The sequence below is a fragment of the Coleofasciculus sp. E2-BRE-01 genome (assembly GCF_040221695.1).
Taxonomy (GTDB): Bacteria; Cyanobacteriota; Cyanobacteriia; order Cyanobacteriales; family Coleofasciculaceae; genus Coleofasciculus.
In genome coordinates this window covers 1-19,981 of sequence record NZ_JAVKEA010000198.1, presented here as the reverse complement: position 1 = coordinate 19,981, position 19,981 = coordinate 1, and the positions used below count along the sequence as shown (strand labels likewise).

General features: G+C 45.5%; 14 protein-coding genes and 1 pseudogene. 13 read left to right on the top strand and 2 right to left on the bottom strand.

Translation table 11 applies throughout. From position 1 onward, the window contains the following. The first annotated feature begins 222 nt into the window (after positions 1 to 222). The 5 genes from RIG66_RS25160 (at position 223) to RIG66_RS25140 (ending at position 4,677) form a co-directional block, all read left to right on the top strand. A complete protein-coding gene (locus RIG66_RS25160; RefSeq protein WP_446381478.1) occupies positions 223 to 1,575 on the top strand; it encodes an AAA family ATPase in 1,353 nt (450 codons plus the stop codon). A gap of 1 nt (position 1,576) precedes the next feature. Continuing rightward, positions 1,577 to 2,239: a retron system putative HNH endonuclease gene (locus RIG66_RS25155; RefSeq protein WP_446381476.1), complete on the top strand. Its 663-nt coding sequence runs from the start codon at positions 1,577 to 1,579 to the stop codon at positions 2,237 to 2,239. Positions 2,240 to 2,606: 367 nt separating this feature from the next. Beyond that, positions 2,607 to 3,221: a hypothetical protein gene (locus RIG66_RS25150; RefSeq protein ID WP_446381474.1), complete on the top strand. Its 615-nt coding sequence runs from the start codon at positions 2,607 to 2,609 to the stop codon at positions 3,219 to 3,221. 260 nt (positions 3,222 to 3,481) lie between these two features. Beyond that, a complete protein-coding gene (locus RIG66_RS25145; RefSeq protein ID WP_446381516.1) occupies positions 3,482 to 4,123 on the top strand; it encodes a bifunctional 4-hydroxy-2-oxoglutarate aldolase/2-dehydro-3-deoxy-phosphogluconate aldolase in 642 nt (213 codons plus the stop codon). Between the two features lie 41 nt (positions 4,124 to 4,164). Beyond that, positions 4,165 to 4,677 carry a L,D-transpeptidase gene (locus tag RIG66_RS25140; protein ID WP_446381472.1) on the top strand — a complete coding sequence of 171 codons (513 nt, stop codon included), beginning with the start codon at positions 4,165 to 4,167 and terminating at the stop codon, positions 4,675 to 4,677. Between the two features lie 250 nt (positions 4,678 to 4,927). On the opposite strand, the gene RIG66_RS25135 is transcribed toward RIG66_RS25140, so the two are convergent. Together RIG66_RS25135 and RIG66_RS25130 are read right to left on the bottom strand one after the other, a co-directional pair. Beyond that, positions 4,928 to 7,267, bottom strand: coding sequence for an NACHT domain-containing protein (locus RIG66_RS25135; RefSeq protein ID WP_446381470.1), 2,340 nt, complete (start codon positions 7,265 to 7,267; stop codon positions 4,928 to 4,930). Positions 7,268 to 7,950: 683 nt separating this feature from the next. Then, a pseudogene (locus RIG66_RS25130) lies at positions 7,951 to 9,291 on the bottom strand (cytochrome P450). A 545-nt stretch (positions 9,292 to 9,836) separates the two neighbouring features. Here RIG66_RS25130 and RIG66_RS25125 point away from each other — a divergent pair. From RIG66_RS25125 to RIG66_RS25090, 8 genes are all read left to right on the top strand, one after another. Next, the gene (locus RIG66_RS25125) at positions 9,837 to 9,980 is read left to right on the top strand and encodes a hypothetical protein (RefSeq protein WP_446381468.1); all 144 of its coding nucleotides are present in this window, start codon (positions 9,837 to 9,839) and stop codon (positions 9,978 to 9,980) included. Between the two features lie 181 nt (positions 9,981 to 10,161). Further along, a complete protein-coding gene (gene adhE, locus RIG66_RS25120; RefSeq protein ID WP_446381466.1) occupies positions 10,162 to 12,846 on the top strand; it encodes a bifunctional acetaldehyde-CoA/alcohol dehydrogenase in 2,685 nt (894 codons plus the stop codon). A gap of 61 nt (positions 12,847 to 12,907) precedes the next feature. Beyond that, positions 12,908 to 13,447 carry a bidirectional hydrogenase complex protein HoxE gene (hoxE, locus tag RIG66_RS25115; RefSeq protein ID WP_446381464.1) on the top strand — a complete coding sequence of 180 codons (540 nt, stop codon included), beginning with the start codon at positions 12,908 to 12,910 and terminating at the stop codon, positions 13,445 to 13,447. 90 nt (positions 13,448 to 13,537) lie between these two features. Then, positions 13,538 to 15,154 (top strand): NADH-quinone oxidoreductase subunit NuoF, encoded by a 1,617-nt coding sequence (nuoF, locus tag RIG66_RS25110; protein WP_446381463.1) that lies wholly within the window; start codon positions 13,538 to 13,540, stop codon positions 15,152 to 15,154. Positions 15,155 to 15,354: 200 nt separating this feature from the next. Next, positions 15,355 to 16,071: a bidirectional hydrogenase complex protein HoxU gene (gene hoxU / locus RIG66_RS25105; RefSeq protein WP_446381461.1), complete on the top strand. Its 717-nt coding sequence runs from the start codon at positions 15,355 to 15,357 to the stop codon at positions 16,069 to 16,071. A gap of 264 nt (positions 16,072 to 16,335) precedes the next feature. Next, a complete protein-coding gene (locus RIG66_RS25100) occupies positions 16,336 to 16,884 on the top strand; it encodes an NADH-quinone oxidoreductase subunit B family protein (RefSeq protein ID WP_446381459.1) in 549 nt (182 codons plus the stop codon). Between the two features lie 78 nt (positions 16,885 to 16,962). Then, positions 16,963 to 18,387, top strand: a complete 1,425-nt coding sequence (locus RIG66_RS25095) for a Ni/Fe hydrogenase subunit alpha (RefSeq protein ID WP_446381457.1) — start codon at positions 16,963 to 16,965, stop codon at positions 18,385 to 18,387. Between the two features lie 407 nt (positions 18,388 to 18,794). Next, the gene (locus tag RIG66_RS25090; RefSeq protein ID WP_446381455.1) at positions 18,795 to 19,727 is read left to right on the top strand and encodes a trypsin-like peptidase domain-containing protein; all 933 of its coding nucleotides are present in this window, start codon (positions 18,795 to 18,797) and stop codon (positions 19,725 to 19,727) included. Positions 19,728 to 19,981 lie beyond the last annotated feature (254 nt).

Below are 19,981 nucleotides of genomic sequence, written 5' to 3'. Positions count from 1 at the left end.
TTGTTGCTCAGTTATCTGTGACAAGCTAAATTAGTGGCTAAACCCGCCCCTACAATTGACTGATTACGTCTTGTAGCCGTTAACTGTGATTACTGGATTGATGCTATAGGATGGCTAGGCAAATGGCTGAGATTTTGTAGAGGGCTACTGGCTGAGTTGGCTTGAATTGGCAAAGGTTTTCAAGTAAAATAATTTATATAAATTATTCATTTTGGGTTATTTATGCATATTGATGAATTACATATTCAAAATTTTAGATGCTTTAAAGAAATAAAATTTTATTTTCCACAGGACAATTTAGCTATATTGATTGGAATAAATGCTTCCGGAAAATCAGCTATATTGGATTGCGTTGCTGCCCTGTTAATTCAACTAGAAACACGAATAATTGAAATTGAAATAACTAATTTTTTTGAGCTAGAAAATGTTTGCAAAAAAATCAATAAAACTTTTGCAATAGATGATATTAAGTTTGCAACAAAAGAATCTTATGCATCCACTACTATTTCATTGGATTCTAACAATAAAATATATTGGGATATTCAAAGGAATATCAATCAGCAAGAAATTTCAGGCAACTACAATCAGGTTGATTATTATATTAAATATTTGCGCCAACAATTACAAGAAGAGAATCAAGATCTAAACTTACCGTTACTAATATATTACAGAACTCATCGAATGATTTTAGGTGCTAATCCCATTGATTCAGATGATTTATATATCAAAGATTTTCTATTCAAAATTAATCAATTGAATGCTTATAAGGGATCATTTAATCCCGAAACAAATAATTTTAAAGATTTTTTGATATGGTTCAGACAAGAAGAGGACTACGAAAATGAAATTCGCTTGCGCCAAGATAATGCATATAGGAATCCAAACTTAGAGGTAATCAGAAAAGCAATAGAAGTATTTTTAGCAGAGTTTCCCGATAGCGATTTTCATAACCTGCGGGTAGTTAGATCAAAATCCCAAAGAAATCTTGATTTTACTCGCAACCCTGCACCCCCTTCTTTAACAATCACCAAGAATAATCAAGATTTCAAGTTAGAGCAACTCTCAGATGGAGAAAAGATGCTGTTAATGTTGGTGACTGACTTAGCGAGGCGATTGGCAATTGCTAATCCTGGCTTAGGAGTTAATGCGTTAGAAGGCGAAGGTATTGTTTTAATTGACGAAATCGATTTACATTTGCATCCCCAATGGCAAAGAATTGTAATTCCCAGCCTGACCCGTACCTTTCCGAATTGTCAGTTTATCGTGACAACTCACTCACCTCAAGTTCTGAGTAATGTGAAACGAGAAAATGTATTTATTTTAGAAGATTATCAGCTTATTGAAGTAACGCCTCATACCTATGGTAGAGATAGCAATTCAATTTTATATGAATTGATGGGGGTGAAAGAACGCCCCAATCAAGTGCAGGAGAAAATCAATGCTTGTTTTGCTTTGATCGATGAAGATAAAATAGAGGAGGCTAAAACTAAACTGCAAGAACTTGCTGAGTTACTGGGAGAAAATGACCCGGAAGTTGTTCGGGGTCAAACGCTGATTAGTTTTTTAACCGAATAACGTGAAGCATATTGTCAAAGGCAACGAACCCCGCTCATTAGTAGAACACCGCTCACAACCTTACGCTGATTATGATAATTATCCACAAAAAGATGATCTACGCCAATCATTACTGATTGAACAAGGATATATTTGTTGTTACTGTATGCAACGTATAGCTCACGATACTATAAAGATTGAGCATTGGCAACCCCAGAGTATTTATCCAGATTTACAATTAGATTACAGAAATTTACTTGGTGCTTGTCAAGGTAATCAAGGTCAACCTCAACGTTTACAACATTGTGATACGAGAAAGGCTGAAACAGAAATTACGATTAATCCGGCTGACGCGAGTAAGAACTGTGAGAATTTCATCAAATACAGCAGTAAGGGTGAAATCTACTCTGATGATGAAACGATTAATAACGAATTAAACGAGGTTCTGAATCTCAATTTAGAAACCTTGACTAGAAATCGCAAAGCGGCTATGGATGCTCTGATTGAGGGCTTGCGTAAAAAATATCCATCTAAGTCTTGGACGGTTGGTATTTTAAGTAAGGAAATTGATAAATTTGACAATGGGACTAAAAAATATAAATATAGACCTTATTGTCAATTTGTTGTTTTTCTCTTAAATAAAAAATTATCCGTGGCGAAGGATCAAGCCAAAAGCCAAGGGTAAAATAATATATCCTTAACTTCTGCCTTTATTCCCTGTTCCCTGCTTTCAAGAGAGTCAAGTAGGTTGGGAAAATGCACAATACGACTGGGAAGCGTGTATTGAAAATCGGGAGATCCCCCCTAGTCCTCCTTTTTAAGGGGGGAACAGGAATTCGCCTCAACTGGATAGTCGATGAAATAAGCTCAATCGTCGGATATCCGTACTTAATGTCGTAGTATTCCTACAATTTGTCGAAGTAACACGCCAAAACTAGGGGTAAACCACACCGGAAACTTACGGATAAATTTGCCAAGATTAAATTGGGAGTAGAACAAGCTTTTTAGCAGAAGTCTCGAAACCAAGTTAATCAAAGCGATGAGGAATAACTATGTCTGAAGCTACTAAAGAACGCATCACCACTGATTTTCAGAAAGCTAAATCTCTAGAAAGGGAACGGGCAGAACGAATTCAAGAAATTGTTCAAGAGGCGTTCTCGAAAAGTTTTGCTGAAGTGAAAGATGGAACAGGTGAAATTCGCGGGATTATTCAAGAAAATTTATCGGAGATTTTGGCAAGGGCAGATAAACTGGAGAACGAAAACGGGGAAGCTACGCCCAAAACCCCTGGGCTTCTTTCTAAATCTATGGTTATCGCCGTCTCCAAAGCGCTTAAAAGTCGCCTGTTGCCCTATTTGCGCCAAGCTTATACGGATTTGCGGCATCAATATGTTACGATGAATAGCCACGAGGTTAATCATGATAGTAATGGGACTGAAAGTGAGCGCAGTCGCTATGAGCGGTTGAAGCAGCGCCTAGAAAATTTTGCCGCTTGGTATAACCAGTTAAAAGCCCAATCTCAAACGGTAGAACCTACTGTGGTAGAACACAAGCAAGCTGAGGTTGAGAATAAGATGGGTGAAGCGGGTGCAACTGTTGCTCAACGGGAACAAGAGGTTAAGCAACAGTTTAAGCAATGGTTGCAAACGGCGACGGCTAAGCGGTGAGTTAGTTTGTAGTTTGTAGTAAGGGCTTTAGCCTGTAAAATAGCTCGGAAGAATACCATTTAATAAAGCCCTGAACTCAAGTTCGGGCTAAAAGCTAAAACCCGTTAAAACGGGTTGTAGTACTTACTTAGTAAGCTTTAGCTTACTTGAGCTTGGGTTCCGGAAATTGATTTCCTGGCGTCTAAGTTGCTAACATTCTGCTTAAGGAGCGTGACATTCGATTTAAGCTAAATGACATCTGTAAGTAGAAAGTTGTGAGTATATCAAATCAATCTTGGTTGACTCTTCTACAACAACATCGTATCATTGCCGTAATTCGGGCGTCTGACCAATCTGTAGGACGTCAAATGGCGCAGGCGGTAGCGAAAGGGGGAATCAAATTAATTGAGATTACCTGGAATACAGATGCTGCTGCGGATTTAATTCGTCATCTGCGCCAAGCGTTACCAGACTGTACGATTGGTACAGGGACATTACTAAATCAGGAACAGGTAAAACAGGCTATTCAGGCTGGGGCTGAGTTTCTATTTACCCCTCATACTGATATCACTCTAATTAATACGGCTGTTAATGCGGGAGTTCCCATTGTTCCTGGCGCTCTTTCTCCCAGTGAAATTGTGACGGCTTGGGATGCGGGGGCAAGTTGCGTTAAGGTGTTTCCGATTCAGGCGGTGGGCGGTGTTAGTTATATTAAAGCCTTACAAGGACCTCTGGGTCATATTCCCCTGATTCCTACAGGCGGTGTCACCTTCGCCAATGCTAAAGACTTTATCACAGCCGGTGCGATCGCGGTCGGGTTGGCGGGAGATTTGTTCCCCAAAGCCCTCATCGCCTCTGGGGATTGGCACGGAATTACCCAACGGGCGAAAAAACTTCGATCCCAATTCAGTGGTGATCCATAGAATGGAAGTAAGAGGATCATGCTGTCATCTCCCCAGTTTCCATGAAAAGCATCAAATTTGCCCATTGGGGGCGCCGTTTTGCAACTTTCCTAGTCGGCGTCGCCTTAGCTACAACCGTGTTTGGGTTTGAGACACCCGTCGCCCACCCTACACCCCACACTGAACAGATTGCCAGCAAAATGGCGGCGCTGCAAAATACGAATCAGCGCTGGATTGAAATTAATCTCAGCAATCAACGGTTAATTGCGTGGGAAGGAGGGGAACAAGTCTATGCGGTGATTGTCTCCACCGGGAAACAGGCTACACCTACCCGTACCGGTGTCTTTAACATTCAAACCAAGCTGCGCCGCGATCGCATGCGGGGTCCGGGTTATGATGTTTCTAATGTGCCGTATACCATGTATTACCAAGGTGGCTATGCGATTCATGGGGCTTATTGGCACCATAACTTTGGCACTCGTATGAGTCATGGTTGTGTGAATGTAGCAGTTGATCACGCCGAGTGGTTATATAATTGGGCATCTGTGGGAACGCCAGTGGTTATTCATCAGTGATAAGCGGTTCGGCATTTAAACCTTACTGTCAATAATGGCAAAATCTTTCTATGTAGTGCGAGCATCTTGCTCGCTACTAACACTTAATTTAAATGCATAACAGCTTATCATGTCCAGTTGAATACTTATCCTATTGGTGGAGACAAGGCAGAAGGCAAGAAATAATAATCGTGAAACCCCCCAGATAATCAGGGCGGGTTTTGAATAAACATTATCATCAATAGCGAAACGTAATTGCCTAAACCCGCCCCTACAAATTCACGCGCCATGCCCTCGAAGGAAGTGAAGAGTCACAACTTCCCTCATCAACAATCAACACGTTATTTTCGATTTCAGCCCTCACCTCAGCACTCACTTGACCCTCACTATTGAGACAATCAACGAGAAACTGATTTGCCTGATAATATTGCTGTAATCGTTGCCATTGGTCTTGACTAAACTGCCAATCTTGCCCAATAGCGCGATATTCGATAATACTAGCACGAAACTGTTGCAGCCAAGCTTCACCGTTAACTTGCCACCAAGCTTGTAACCCTTCTTTTCCTTGGGCGGGATCAGGAAGTTGGGCTTTAATTTGCTGGAGAGACTGCTGAAATGCTTTGTCCAACTGAAAGGTTCGCTCAAAATCTAATGCAAATTCTAGGTTGAGAATCTGTTTAACCGTAGGCTTCTTGATCAGCATTTCAGTTAAATCAAATGCCCGTGCTAGGGTTAAATCTAAGGCTAAATCGCCAGGTAATTCCTGGGCTAGCTTGGCATCAAGAGACACCGCTAAGTTTAAATCCCGATCCTGAAATAATGTCCAGTAAAAGGCTCGTAATGCAGCAGAGTGGCAATCCAATTTTAGCTGATTCACTTTCTGATCAATGGTGTCAATAAAAGTCTTCATTTGCAGATCATCCTTGACTAACTGATCAATTTCCTCCTTGATTAGCTGGAGTAATAGATCCGCTGTAGGTAACAGACTCACAGTGAGCAAAAAGACTTCCTTCCATTGGGGATCAGTAATGTGAGTAGCTAACTGTTGCAGTGCCTCTGTGCTTTGAGTTGCGACAATTTTTCGGGCGGTTAGATATTCCTGAAACGTGAGATGAGAAAAGGAATAAATATCTCGCGCCCGTTCCACGAGTAACCCATGCTGTAACTCAATGGCTTTGAGAACGCCTTCGCTGGTTAACCACAGGGTTTCTAAATCCTGACTCCCATTGGGTAAGTTCTGGAGATAGTCGGAAATAATCGGCAGAACTTCACTTTTTTCAAAAAAGTAGTTTCCCTGTGCAAACATCGTCGCTGCAATTTGACTCAGGAGTTTTATCTTATCAGGAAGCTGTAAGTTGCGATAGGTTTGATCCCGTTGGATTCCTCTGGCTTTATCCCAGCGCACTAGCAAAATATCTAATCCTGCCTGATAGAGTTTGGCGCGTTTGCTGGGAAAGGTTGCCCGTTCCTGAAATACGGAACAGACTAAACTAAGTAAAATTGGCGTAACGACGAGTTCTCGAATCGGTTGGTTTTCGGGATGGTGTAATTGTTCCAGAAATTGAGCGGCTTTGGCTAAGCCGACTGGCTGATAATTTTTGTTGGTTGCAGTAAACCATTTTTTGGCAAAGGTTTCAATTTGATGGGCGTCAAAATCGGCTAACTCGACATAGGTAAATCCGCGAAAGTGGTATTGTTGAGCGGCGATGCGACTGGTAATAATAATTTGATTTTGGTAATACTCATCTGCAAAGAGTTGTATCTGTTGCAGCAATTCTGGGGTATCGGCTTTGGGCACTTCATCTAAACCATCGAGTAATAGTAGGACTTTCCCGTGTTGAAGTAAGGGTTCTATCTGTTCTGGAGAAATGCCAAAAGTTTTCCACTTCGTACTCAGATAATTGAGGAAACTGAAATTACCAGTAGTTCGGGCTTGTTTGGTAAATTGTCTCAGGGAGATAAAGACGGGAATACAGTCTGGTTTAAAATGACCTGCATTGCATTGAAGGGCAAGATATTGTAAAAATGTGGTTTTACCTGCACCCGGTTTACCGAGAATTGCTAGTTTAGAATGCATCATCACCGCCTCCATTCCGGGAATGGCGGGTTGATTAAGTTGAGTTAAGCGAACGCGATCGCCTGCTTTGGGCTGAGAACCCTGTAAGTCAGACACCTCAAGCCATCGCTGATGGGTGAGGTGGGGCAAAATTTTGACGTGGGTATAGAGGTGATCTAGGAGTAGAGGCTGGGTGACATCAAAGGAGGATTGCAAGATACCCGCTTGAACCTGGATGTGATCCTGGAGTTGCGATCGCATCAATTGCACCCAAGCGTCAATTTGGCTGGGCGTATTGCATTCCGGTGTTGGGGTTGAGGGTACAGAGGTTGGCGGAAAATCGGCAATATCTTGCCAATCCAGATCTAATTGAAAACAGATGTCAATAAAATAGGCTCGATCAATCGGTTTCCCGCGAAAAAACTTCCAAACCGAGTGGCGGGTTTCTAAACCCACTTGGGCGGCGAGGTATTCTTGTGTCCATCCCTTGCGTTCAAACGCTTGTTTTGCCTGGGTGATACCGATAGTGGATGCTTTTAGCGATCGCTTAGCCATTGCTGCTGTTACCTACTACTGACAACTGGGGGATTTTTTCTCAGTATTCCCGTTCCCATTGTCTGTGTATCGCCTCAGCCAGCCCTCATCCCCAACCCCTCTGCTAATTTTGTAGCAATATTACAACATTGACACACAGAATAAAAAACCCTTTGTCTCAAAAAAAGAGACCAGGGGGAAATACTTTGATCAAAAAAACGTAAATCAAGAAAAAACGTAGGGTGGGTTAGGCGGGACTTTAATGGAGAGGATAACTATTCAATGAGTTATCCGCCGTAACCCACCACTATTAATGCTGAGAATGTATTATTTAATCTAGGTAGGGTTTATATCAGTGGAGAATTGGACATCAACGTCGCATTTATTTAAATAATATATGCCGTTTGTAGGGGCGCAATTCTTTGCGCCCTTTATAAAAGGTTATGAAGGAATCCGATTAATAAGCTGTTCGGCATTTAAACCTTAATGTCAATAATGGCTCTCTCATCCTTGCCGTAGTAGTGCGAGCATCTTGCTCGCTACATTGAGCATCTTGCTCGCTACATTGAGCATCTTGTTCGCTACCCATTCTTAATTTAAATGAATGACAGCTTATCGGTGGGTTACGGCGGATAGTTCATTAATCATTATCGTCTGAATTTAAGCCCCGCCTAACCCACCCTACGTGAGTATGTAACAAAGACCTAATTTTCACCATCTCGCCGCCAAAACTTAACCCGCAAACCATCGCGGGGATGGGGTGTAGGTACTACAACCATATCCAGATTCTGTTCCGGAAGTAGTTCCCACTGATAATCGCGCACTTACAATGCGGTAAATAATTTCATCTCCAATTTGGCAAACTCTCGTCCTAAACATTCGCGCACCCCACCGCCAAAGGGAACATAACTAAAGGGTTTGGATTTATCCTCCGCCCGTTCTGGATTAAACCGTTCTGGGTCAAATTGTTCTGGTTGCGTATAAATATCACTATCGTGATGAGTTCTGCTAATTTGATATTGAACTGACCATCCTTTTGGTAACTGATAACCATCTAACTCGCAAGACTGAATCACTTCCCGAAACCCACCGCCAACTGGGGGAATCAGACGCATGACTTCCTTGAGAACTTGTTCGAGATAGGTCATCTGCTTTAAATCTTCCATTGTCCATGGACGTTGCAGATTCAGTTGCTGTTGTTCGGCGCGGATGGCGGCTACAATATCGGGATGCTGGGCTAAGAGAAGACAAGTAGACGCCAGTGCCGATGTTAACGTTTCATGACCGGCAAAGAGCAACAACAAGATTTGGTCTTTGAGTTCCTCTAAACTCAGACGATTACCCTGTTCATCCCGCGCTTGCAATAGCAGTCCCAATGCATCTTGACCAGGGTTGCTGGATTGCTGGCGTTGGCGGATAATCTGTTCAATCTGGTTTAATAGCTGCTTGCGGCAATGCAACGCACGACCAAATTTCGTCCACGGTAAGGGTAAGGCGATGCTAAACAACCCTTTACACCACTCTTCAAACCATTGTCCCAGATTCGTTTCTGAGGCAGCGTCTAGTCCCACCAACAATTTGCAGGCGATATCAAAGGTTAGATTTCTCAGTTCTGGATACCATGTCAATGTACCCAGATGCTCCCATTTATGTAGATAACCCTGGGCAATCTCTGCCATCGCGGTCAAATATCCCGCTAATGCCCTAGGTTGAAAGGCTTGGGAGAGGATTTTGCGTCGTTGCAGATGGTTTGAACCGCCCTGTACCGCTAGAGACGCAGGTCCCAAGAGTATTTTTGTGCTGGGGGGGAAGGTGCTGGTAAAGTACTGGTTCTCATGGGTGAAGACAAAGCGATTCGCCTCGGAACCACTAATCATCACCGTGGGACGTCCAAATAACTTGGTCTTGAATATCGACCCATACTTTTGATGACGCTTCTGGGCAAAGTCGGGATCACGGAAAAACTGGATGGTTTCCCCAATCAACGGTAAACCGAAATCACCGGGAGGTAAGGGTCGGGATTTTAGTTCGTCAGTGGTCGTCATCGCCTATCAATATTAAAAGAATAATTTCATTGTGTTAAGTTTATTTTAAGTTTGCAACGTTTACGTCTGGAGATAGAGGAACCCCGTCGCATCAGTAGGGGTATGGCTGTCTCACTCATCATAAAAACTTCTCCCCCTCACCCCTCACCCCATCTCCCCCTCACGCCATCTTCCCCTATCGACAAACCGATACGGCAAGTGCTATTAAGGACATGCAACCGCCTTGTCCGATACTTGGTTCATGGTTAACAGTTTTGGCAGGTTGAAAAAAGCTAGTCTGGCGTTTGAACAACTCAAACGTTGTTTATTAAGAAAGTCTAAAATTAAGGAGGCTTAAGTCTAGCGCAATCTTAAAAAAATCATGGATTTATTGGTTTACAAATCTCCCATTCGAGATAGTATAGTAGGTGTGACGGGAGGAAAAAGTATTTCTTAGATTCTTAGGACTTCCCTAGACATGAATCCTTGATCTATACTGCATTGGGAGGAACGGTCTGCTTGTTGATCATTTGGTTAATCATCCTAGGGAATTAGGAGGATCAGATGTGAGTATTCCCATTAGGAGATTTTTTGCTTTCCCCGCCCACTTTATACTGGGAGTCGATACTATTGCCAGCGATGAAACGGTAATCAGAACAGACGATAGGTTAGGACAAAGGACAGGAAAATATGCCTTGGACTTCGCTTAAGACCACAGATTATAAACAACCGGAGATAGGACTTATCTCGGTGACGACTTAAGGAGAAACTTAGTCGCTTTAGCCGGGAAACCTGCCCGATTTCTACACGAGCGAGTAATAACCAGAACAAAATCAAAAGTGGGTGTGAGGACTGTAATCAATACGCATGACGAGACTTACTGCAACTAACATGATCAAAGTCACAAACCATCAGGAACTCGAAGAATTAATTCAACGGGTTAAAAATGCTCAAACCCAATACGCTGGCTACACGCAAGAGCAGGTCGATGCCATCTTTAAAAAAGCGGCACTCGCGGCTAATGCAGCCCGGATTCCTCTGGCAAAATTAGCCGTTAGTGAAACGGCAATGGGAGTGGTTGAGGACAAGGTGATTAAAAACCACTTTGCCTCGGAAATGATCTACAACAAGTACAAACACGACAAAACCTGTGGTGTTGTCGAAGAGGATAAATCGTTCGGCTTCCAGAAAATTGCTGAACCCGTTGGTATTTTAGCCGGGATCGTCCCCACCACCAACCCCACATCAACCGCAATTTTTAAAGCACTGATTGCCCTGAAAACGCGCAATGGGATTATCTTCTCCCCTCATCCCCGTGCCAAACAATGCACCCTGGAAGCGGCAAAAGTGGTCTTAGACGCGGCGGTAGCGGCTGGCGCACCCGAGCATATTATCGGCTGGATTGATGAACCCACGGTTCCCCTTTCCCAAGCCTTAATGCAGCACCCCGATGTGAAGCTGATCCTGGCGACAGGGGGTCCGGGAATGGTGAAAGCCGCCTATTCTTCGGGTCATCCGTCTCTCGGTGTTGGTGCAGGAAACACGCCAGCGGTAATTGATTCCAGCGCTCACATTAAAATGGCGGTGTCTTCGATTATTCTGAGTAAAACCTTTGACAATGGCATGATCTGCGCCAGTGAGCAGTCGGTGATTGTCTTGGATAATGTTTACGAGGAGGTGCGCCAAGAATTTATTAATCGCGGCGCTTACTTCTTGAAGCCAGAAGAACGGGAAAAAATGGGGAGTAAAATTATTGTCAATGGGCGCTTAAATGCCGAAATTGTCGGTCAACCTGTTGAGAAGTTAGCCGAATTAGCTGGATTTGCCTTACCGGAACAAACCCGGGTGATTATTGGCGAAGTGGAAAAGATTGGCACTGATGAACCCTTTTCCTTCGAGAAACTCTCCCCCGTTCTGGCAATGTATCGGGCTAAAGATTTTGAGGATGCGGTAGACAAAGCCGGACAATTGGTTGAATTTGGCGGACGTGGACATACGGCGGTGCTGTACACCAATCCAGCCAATGCTGACCATATTAAACGGTTTGAAGACCAAGTTCAGGCGTCTCGCGTCTTAATTAACACCCCCTCCTCCCAAGGTGCGATCGGGGATATCTATAACTTCCGCCTTGATCCCTCGTTGACGTTAGGTTGCGGTACATGGGGAGGGAACTCCATCAGTGAAAATGTCGGACCGGAACACCTGCTGAACATAAAAACGATCGCGGAACGGCGGGAAAATATGTTGTGGTTCCGGATACCGCCCAAGGTGTACTTTAAGTATGGGTCTCTACCCATCGCCCTGCGGGAGTTAGCGGGGAAAGAACGGGCATTTATCGTCACCGACAAACCCATTTACGATCTAGGAATGACGGCTAGCCTCGAAGAGGTTTTGGCTGAAATTGGTATCAAATACGATATCTTCTATGACGTAGAGCCAGACCCCTCCTTAGAAACCGTACAACGGGGATTGACGTTGATGAACACCTTCAAGCCCGATGTGATTATCGCCTTGGGTGGGGGTTCGCCCATGGATGCTGCCAAAATTATGTGGCTGATGTATGAGCATCCAGAGATTGAATTTGAGGGGTTAGCGATGCGGTTCATGGATATCCGCAAACGGGTGTATGAACTGCCCCCCTTGGGTGAGAAAGCGATGATGGTAGCGATTCCCACGACATCGGGAACGGGTTCAGAAGTGACACCGTTTGCGGTAGTAACCGATCGCCGCAATGATATCAAGTATCCCTTGGCAGACTATGCCTTGACGCCAAATATGGCGATCGTAGACCCCGAATTAGTCCTGAATATGCCCAAGAGTCTCACCGCATTCGGGGGCGTCGATGCCTTGACTCACGCTTTAGAAGCTTATGTTTCGGTGTTAGCTAGTGAATATACCAATGGGTTGGCACTAGAGGCAATTCGCCTAATCTTTAAATACTTGCCTTCGGCATACAAAAATGGTGCCCATGATCCCAAGGCGCGGGAGAAAATGCACTATGCCGCCACAATGGCGGGAATGGCGTTTGCCAATAGTTTCCTGGGAATTTGTCACTCCATGGCACACCAATTAGGGGCTATTTTCCATGTCCCCCACGGGTTAGCGAATGCCATGTTAATTTCCCATGTTATTCGCTATAACGCCACGGATGCGCCCTTTAAGCAGGCGACATTCTCCCAATACAAGTATCCCAATGCCAAATGGCGCTATTCTCGGATTGCTGATTACCTGCATTTGGGTGGCGATACCGAAGAGGAGAAAATCAATCGACTAGTTGGGGCGATTGAGGAACTCAAGCGTCAGGTGGGGATTCCGGCGGCGCTTAAGGATGTGATTAAGGAAAGTGAAGCAGAATTCTTCGCCAAGCTGGATGAAGTTGCAGATCAGGCATTCGATGATCAGTGTACTGGCGCAAACCCCCGCTACCCCTTGATTGAAGATCTCAAGGAAATCCTCACCAAAGCCTATTATGGCGACTTAGGCGAGGTTCCTGATGTCGAAACCGTCAACGGCAATGGTGCGATCGGTGATAGCAATATCAAATCCGATACCCAACCTGCTGTCCCAGCGATGTAAATCGGTTGTGGGGTGGGCAAATGCCCACCCTACAGATACTTACCTATAAGGAGAGTTAACTATGGCAACTGCGCCCACGGCTCGTGCAGACACCACTACGACTAAAAAACCGAAGGAAGCCAAGAAAGGACACCCCAGTGGTGATAAGCGCTTCAAAGTCCTGGATATCACCATGAAGCGGGCTCAGTATCGTTCCGATGTTTTGATTGAAGTTCTCCACAAGGCACAGGAAGCCTTTGGCTATCTGGAGGAGGACGTGCTGTTGTACATTGCACGAGGGCTAAAACTCCCCCTGAGTCGGGTGTATGGGGTGGCGACATTTTACCACCTGTTCTCCCTGAAGCCCGGTGGCGCTCATACTTGTGTGGTTTGTACGGGTACGGCTTGTTACGTCAAAGGCGGCGGACAAGTGCTATCAGCACTAGAGGAACATCTTGGCATCCAAGTGGGTGACACCACCCCCGATGGCGAAATGTCCTTGCTCAGCGCCCGTTGTCTCGGTGCCTGCGGTATCGCCCCAGCCGTGGTGTTTGATGGCACAGTTGCGCCGAAACAAACCGCAGAATTGGCACTGGAGAAGGTGAAGGGATGGATGGAGTAGAGATGTAGCATACTACGTCTCTACATGGCGCTGGGTCGGATTACGTTTTTGCGGGTGGGTTTATTCCACCACTGATGAGGAGAGAAAATTATGGATTTAACGGAACTGCAAGACATTGCTGAGGAAGAACGCAAGGCGAAAAAAAGCATCCGCGTGCATTGTTGTACGTCAACGGGTTGCCAAGCCGCGAATTCCTTGGGTGTAAAGAAAAATTTAGAGGGAGCAGTTAAAGCAGCAGATTTAGGCGATCGCGTGCAAGTCGTCGGTGTGGGGTGTATGGGGTTCTGTGGGCGAGGTCCTTTGGTGGAAATCGATCCCCAGGACAAACTCTACGAGGAAGTCACGCCCGATGATGCTGCCAGTATTATTGAATCACTCAACGGCGGGACAGCCACGGCGGATGAGGGCGATATGAATCACCCCTTTTTTGCTCGCCAAATGCGAATCGTCCGGGAAACCAGTGGCAAAATTGACCCGGAACGGATTGAAGAATATATTGCGGCGGGGGGATATCAATCCCTGTATAAAGTTATTCATGATATGACCCCGGCGGAAGTTGTCGATGAAATCAGCAAGAGTGGGTTGCGCGGGCGCGGTGGCGGCGGCTATCCCACGGGATTGAAATGGGCAACCATGGCGAAGATGCCTGGGGAGCAAAAATATGTAATTTGTAATGCAGATGAGGGTGATCCCGGTGCGTTCATGGATCGCTCGGTGTTAGAGAGTGACCCCCATCGGGTTTTAGAAGGAATGGCGATCGCCGGATATGCGGTGGGTGCTACCCAAGCGTTCATCTATGTTCGGGCGGAATATCCCCTCGCGATCGAGCGCCTGCAAAAGGCAATCAAGCAAGCTAAACGACTCAGCATTTTAGGGAGTCAAATCTTCGACTCTCCCTTTGACTTCAAAGTGGATATCCGCATCGGTGCAGGGGCTTTTGTCTGCGGTGAAGAAACCGCCTTAATTGCCTCCGTCGAAGGCGGACGAGGTTTACCCCGCCCCCGCCCCCCCTATCCGGCGCAATCAGGATTATGGGGATGTCCGACTTTAATTAATAATGTGGAAACCTTTGCCAACATTGCGGTCATCATTCGGGAAGGAGCCGAATGGTACGCCAATATCGGCACCGAAAAGAGCAAAGGCACAAAAGTGTTCGCTCTAACGGGTAAAATCCGCAACAATGGTTTAATTGAAGTGCCAATGGGCATTACCCTACGCGAAATTGTTGAAGAAATGGGCGGCGGTGTGCCAGATGGTGAAGTGAAGGCAGTACAAACGGGGGGACCTTCTGGCGGTTGTATCCCCGCATCCCTACTGGATACCCCAGTAGACTACGACTCACTGGTCACAATCGGCTCGATGATGGGTTCGGGTGGCATGGTGGTGATGGATAAAACCACCAGCATGATTGAGGTAGCTCAGTTCTATATGGAATTCTGTCGGGGAGAAACCTGCGGCAAATGCATCCCCTGTCGAGTCGGAACAGTGCAAATGTACCAAGCACTGACCAAAATCCTCAAGGGAGAAGCCACAATGAGGGATATCGAACAACTCGAACAGCTCTGTGGCATGGTGAAAGACACCAGCTTGTGCGGTTTGGGTCAGACTGCACCGAATCCCGTCATGAGTACGTTGCGCTACTTCCGGGATGAGTATCTGACGTTACTTCAAGATAGCCCGAATGAAAAAGTGGCAGTGAAGTCATAAGTCATCAGTCAATTGTAGGGGCTTCTTTAATGTACTGTAGGGGCGGGTTTAGGGACTAACACGAATTAAGAGCTGATAACTGAGCAACAAAACCCGCCCTTATTCCTCAGTCATTTATCAGGTTGTTGACAAAAGACAAATGACAAATGACAAATGACCAAGGACAAATGACAAAGGACAAATGACAAAGGACAAAAGATATGTCAGTAAAAACATTGACCATTGATGGCGTTGATGTAGCCATTGAAGAAGGTGCAACCCTCCTAACCGCAGCCAAAGAAGCAGGTGTTCATATTCCTACGTTGTGTCATCTGGAAGGGGTCACTGATGTGGGTGCTTGTCGGTTGTGTTTGGTAGAAATTGAAGGGATTAACAAACTCCTACCTGCCTGCGTTACTGAGGTGTCGGAGGGAATGAAAGTTCATACCAATACCGAAACGCTCCAAGAATACCGCCGCATGGTTGTCGAGATGCTGTTTTCCGAAGGGAATCACATCTGCGCCGTCTGTGTAGTGAATGGCAATTGCCAATTGCAAGATGCGGCGATTGAGGTGGGAATGGATCACACCCGTTTCCCCTATCGTTTCCCACAACGAGACGTGGATGTATCTCATGATCGCTTCGGTCTTGATCACAACCGCTGTATTCTCTGTACTCGTTGTGTGCGAGTCTGTGACGAAATCGAAGGCGCTCACGTCTGGGATGTGGCAGGGCGGGGTCCGGCTTCCCGTATCATTAGCGGGTTGGCTCAGCCTTGGGGAGAGGTGGAAGCCTGTACTTCTTGTGGTAAGTGTGTGGATGCTTGTCCCACAGGTTCTCTTTTCCGCAAGGGTTCCACAGTCGCGGAAATGGAAAAAGACAGAGGGAAAGTAGAATTTTTAGTCACAGCACGGGAAAACCATAAGTGGACTCGGTGACGTAGGAAAGCGGGGGAAGCTGGGGAAGCTGGGGAAGATGGGGAAGATAGGGAAGATGGGGAAGATAGGGAAGATGGGGAAGATAGGGAAGATAGGGGAGATAGGGGAAGTTAACTCAAAACTCTACCTTACCTATTGCCCATTGCCCATTGCCCATTGCCTATTGCCTATTGCCTATTCCCTGTTCCCTGTTCCCTGTTCTCTTTTCTTTAACAAATCCTCAATCACCAATCACCAATCACCAATTGTTGGGAGACATAAAACATGGCAAAAATAAAATTAGCGACGATTTGGTTGTGTGGCTGTTCGGGCTGTCACATGTCCTTTCTGGATTTAGACGAATGGCTACTGGAACTGGCTGAGAAAGTGGATGTGGTTTACAGTCCAGTAGCTTCTGATGTTAAAGAGTACCCCGAAGACGTGGATGTTTGTTTAGTAGAAGGGGGTGTCGCGAATGAGGAAAACTTGGAGTTAATTCGCATCGCCAGAGAACGCACCAAATTCCTGATTTCCTTTGGCGATTGTGCTGTAACTGCCAACGTACCAGCCTTACGGAATATGTTAGGAGGGGCAGAACCGGTGCTGAAGCGCTGTTATCTGGAGTTGGGAGATGCGAATCCCCAATTACCTAATTTCCCTGGAATTGTGCCAGAATTACTAGACCGCGTGCGTCCGGTACATGAGTTGGTTCACGTTGATTTATTTATGCCGGGATGTCCACCACCAGCCGACCGAATTCAAGCAACTATCGAACCCCTACTGCGAGGGGAACAACCCGTTATGGAAGGACGGGAAATGATTAAGTTTGGATAGTCATTAGTCATTGGTCATTGGTCATTGGTCATTCGGAAAAAGAAAACAAAGGACAAAGGACGAAGGACAAAAAAAGTTATGGCTAAAACAGTTGTTATTGATCCGGTTACTCGTATTGAAGGACACGCGAAAATTTCTATTTTTCTGGATGATGCGGGGGAAGTAGAAGACGCGAGATTTCATGTGGTGGAATTCCGGGGTTTTGAAAAGTTCTGTGAAGGACGCCCGATGTGGGAAATGGCGGGGATTACTGCCCGAATTTGTGGGATTTGTCCGGTGAGTCATTTACTGGCGTCGGCAAAAACGGGGGATAAAATTCAAGCGGTGAAAGTTCCACCTGCGGGTGAGAAATTGCGGCGGATGATGAATTTGGGACAAATTACCCAGTCTCACGCCCTGTCGTTTTTCCATTTGAGTAGTCCTGACTTTTTATTGGGTTGGGATAGTGATCCGGCGACTCGAAATGTGTTTGGCTTAATTGCGGCTGATCCGGATTTAGCCCGCAGTGGGATTCGCTTACGCCAGTTTGGTCAAACGGTGATCGAACTGTTGGGGGCGAAGAAGATTCACCCGGCTTGGGCGGTTCCTGGGGGTGTAAGATCGCCTTTATCGGAAGAGGGGCGAGCTTGGATACGCGATCGCTTACCGGAATCTCGGGCGACTCTCGATACCGCGCTGGGCTTGTTTAAGCAGTTATTAGATAAGTTTTCCACCGAGGTAGAAACCTTTGGTTTGTTCCCCTCCCTGTTTATGGGGTTAGTCGGTAAAGATGGAGTCTGGGAACATTATGATGGTCATCTTCGCTTCAAAGATAGTGAAGGGAATATGGTAGCTGATGGACTCAGTGAGGATGATTATCAAGACTTTATGGGTGAAGCCGTTGAACCCTGGTCTTATCTGAAATTCCCCTACTATAAACCTTTAGGATACCCGGATGGGATTTATCGGGTGGGTCCATTAGCCCGACTGAATATCTGCGATCGCATGGGAACGGAAGCGGCGGATCGGGAGTTACAAGAATTTCGCGATCGCGCAGGCGGTGTAGCCACGTCATCCTTTTTCTATCACTATGCCCGCTTAGTGGAAATTCTGGCAGCTTTAGAACGGATTGAGCAATTAGTCAATGACCCAGATATTGTCTCCAAACGCACTCGTGCGGAAGCCGGAATTAACAGTTTAGAAGGGATTGGTGTCAGTGAAGCGCCCAGAGGTACATTGTTCCACCACTATAATGTGGATGAAAATGGCATTATCAAGAAAGTCAACATGATTATTGCCACGGGTCAAAATAACTTGGCGATGAACAAAACCGTGGCACAAATTGCCAAACATTACATCCACGGGAATGAAATACCTGAAGGGTTATTAAACCGAGTTGAAGCCGGAATTCGCGCCTTTGACCCCTGCTTAAGCTGTTCCACCCATGCCTTTGGTCAAATGCCCTTGCATATCCAATTAGTGGGTTCATCCGGGGATGTTGTCGATGAAGTCTGGCGTCAGTAATCTCGCTGGTTTAGGACTTACGCAACGCCTCTATCTGTAGGGTGCTATCTTCGTAGCGTAACGCACCATTGCCACCATATATGATGTACCTGCATAAGTCCTGTAGTTGCTAGAGATATTCTTCCCTCCCTCGTTCCCAGGCTCTGCCTCCCTAGTTTCCAGGCAGAACCTGGGAATGTTTTATAACTGAATAAGGACACTACTCAATAATTTAATCATATTTGATACTGCTGTCTTGATGCTGTTTCATGGAGAACAGAATCTCGTCTAAGTTGGTTTCTATGTACGAAGAGTAGTCTACAGAATAATTGAGATGTAGTTTATGGAACCTGTACAACTTGAAGAGTTTCTAGGAAGACTTATCTCAATTTGCCGACTCAAATTTAAGCTGGACAGATGAAAGTATTATGAATCCTGAATTATTTTTAGAGCAGAAAGATGTTACACCTTTAATGTTGGCGCTAAACCAATTTGCTCTTAAGGTTAACGATGCCAGTGAGCGCCAAGAGGTTCTGGAGAGCGCTGGTGTTGATATTGCTCTTCTAAGCAATCTGAAACTGGGTGCAACACCCACTAAATTTGCTCCAGCGTTAGTCGCAGCGTTTAAAATTTATCCCATCTCTAATCGGCGCTTGGATTATCACCCGATGGTGAGTTTACTCAAGTACCTATGCGAACTCGCTCCGCTCTATGGACTAGCTGATCAAGATGTTGCTCTATTCTCTCGATTAGTTGAGCAGGGACAGGAAAATTTTAAGGCTTTAGCAGCTCGTAATGCAGTTGGCAGAATTGAGTCCCCCAAAGGACAAGGCATTGGTACTGGTGTTCTAATCGGCAAGAATCTGCTGCTCACCTGTAACCACATTTTTAGCAAAAGTCAGGTGCAAGAAGCCTGGGTACGTTTTAACTACACATTCGGGAGCTACTCCTTAGACTCAGATGTCTTTGAACTCGATCTGGATACGGCGATACGCTCTAATCAACTCGATTACGCTTTGCTCAAAGTCAAAGGTGAGCCGAGACAACGGATAACTAACTGCATCAATGCCATACTAGATAGTAGTCAGGAAATTCGTCTGATTCACCATCCACGGGGACAGCATATTGTAATTTCTGGCTTGGGTCAGATTGTGCAAGTGGGAGAGGAGTACATCGACCACAACATCAGTACCGATGAGGGTTCATCTGGTGCGCCAATTTTTAATCGGGATTGGCAATTAGTGGCTATTCATCGGGGAAACCTGGGTATAGGGCGTGCGGGTCGTTCGCTTGAGCCAGGAACTACATCTGGTGTTCCTCTTCGCGCTTTCTGGAAACACATTCAAACTTCATTATCTTGATATTGGCAAGGAAGTGATTAATGAGCTTTTGGCAAAACTTCTCAGAAACCTTCAGGCGAGACTCGCCGAAATATCAAGCCCTTTTCGGGTCTTCCGGACTTAGTGGGCTAAAGTATCAGCTTTAATGAACCAGGAAGCTTGCCACACAATGATTGCCGCTTTTCACCGCCTCAAAACTCTCTTGAAATCCGGGTAAAATTGGTTAAAGCTATTGCTGTCCCATGTTCCGGCAAATCAAACTAACAATTTAGCAC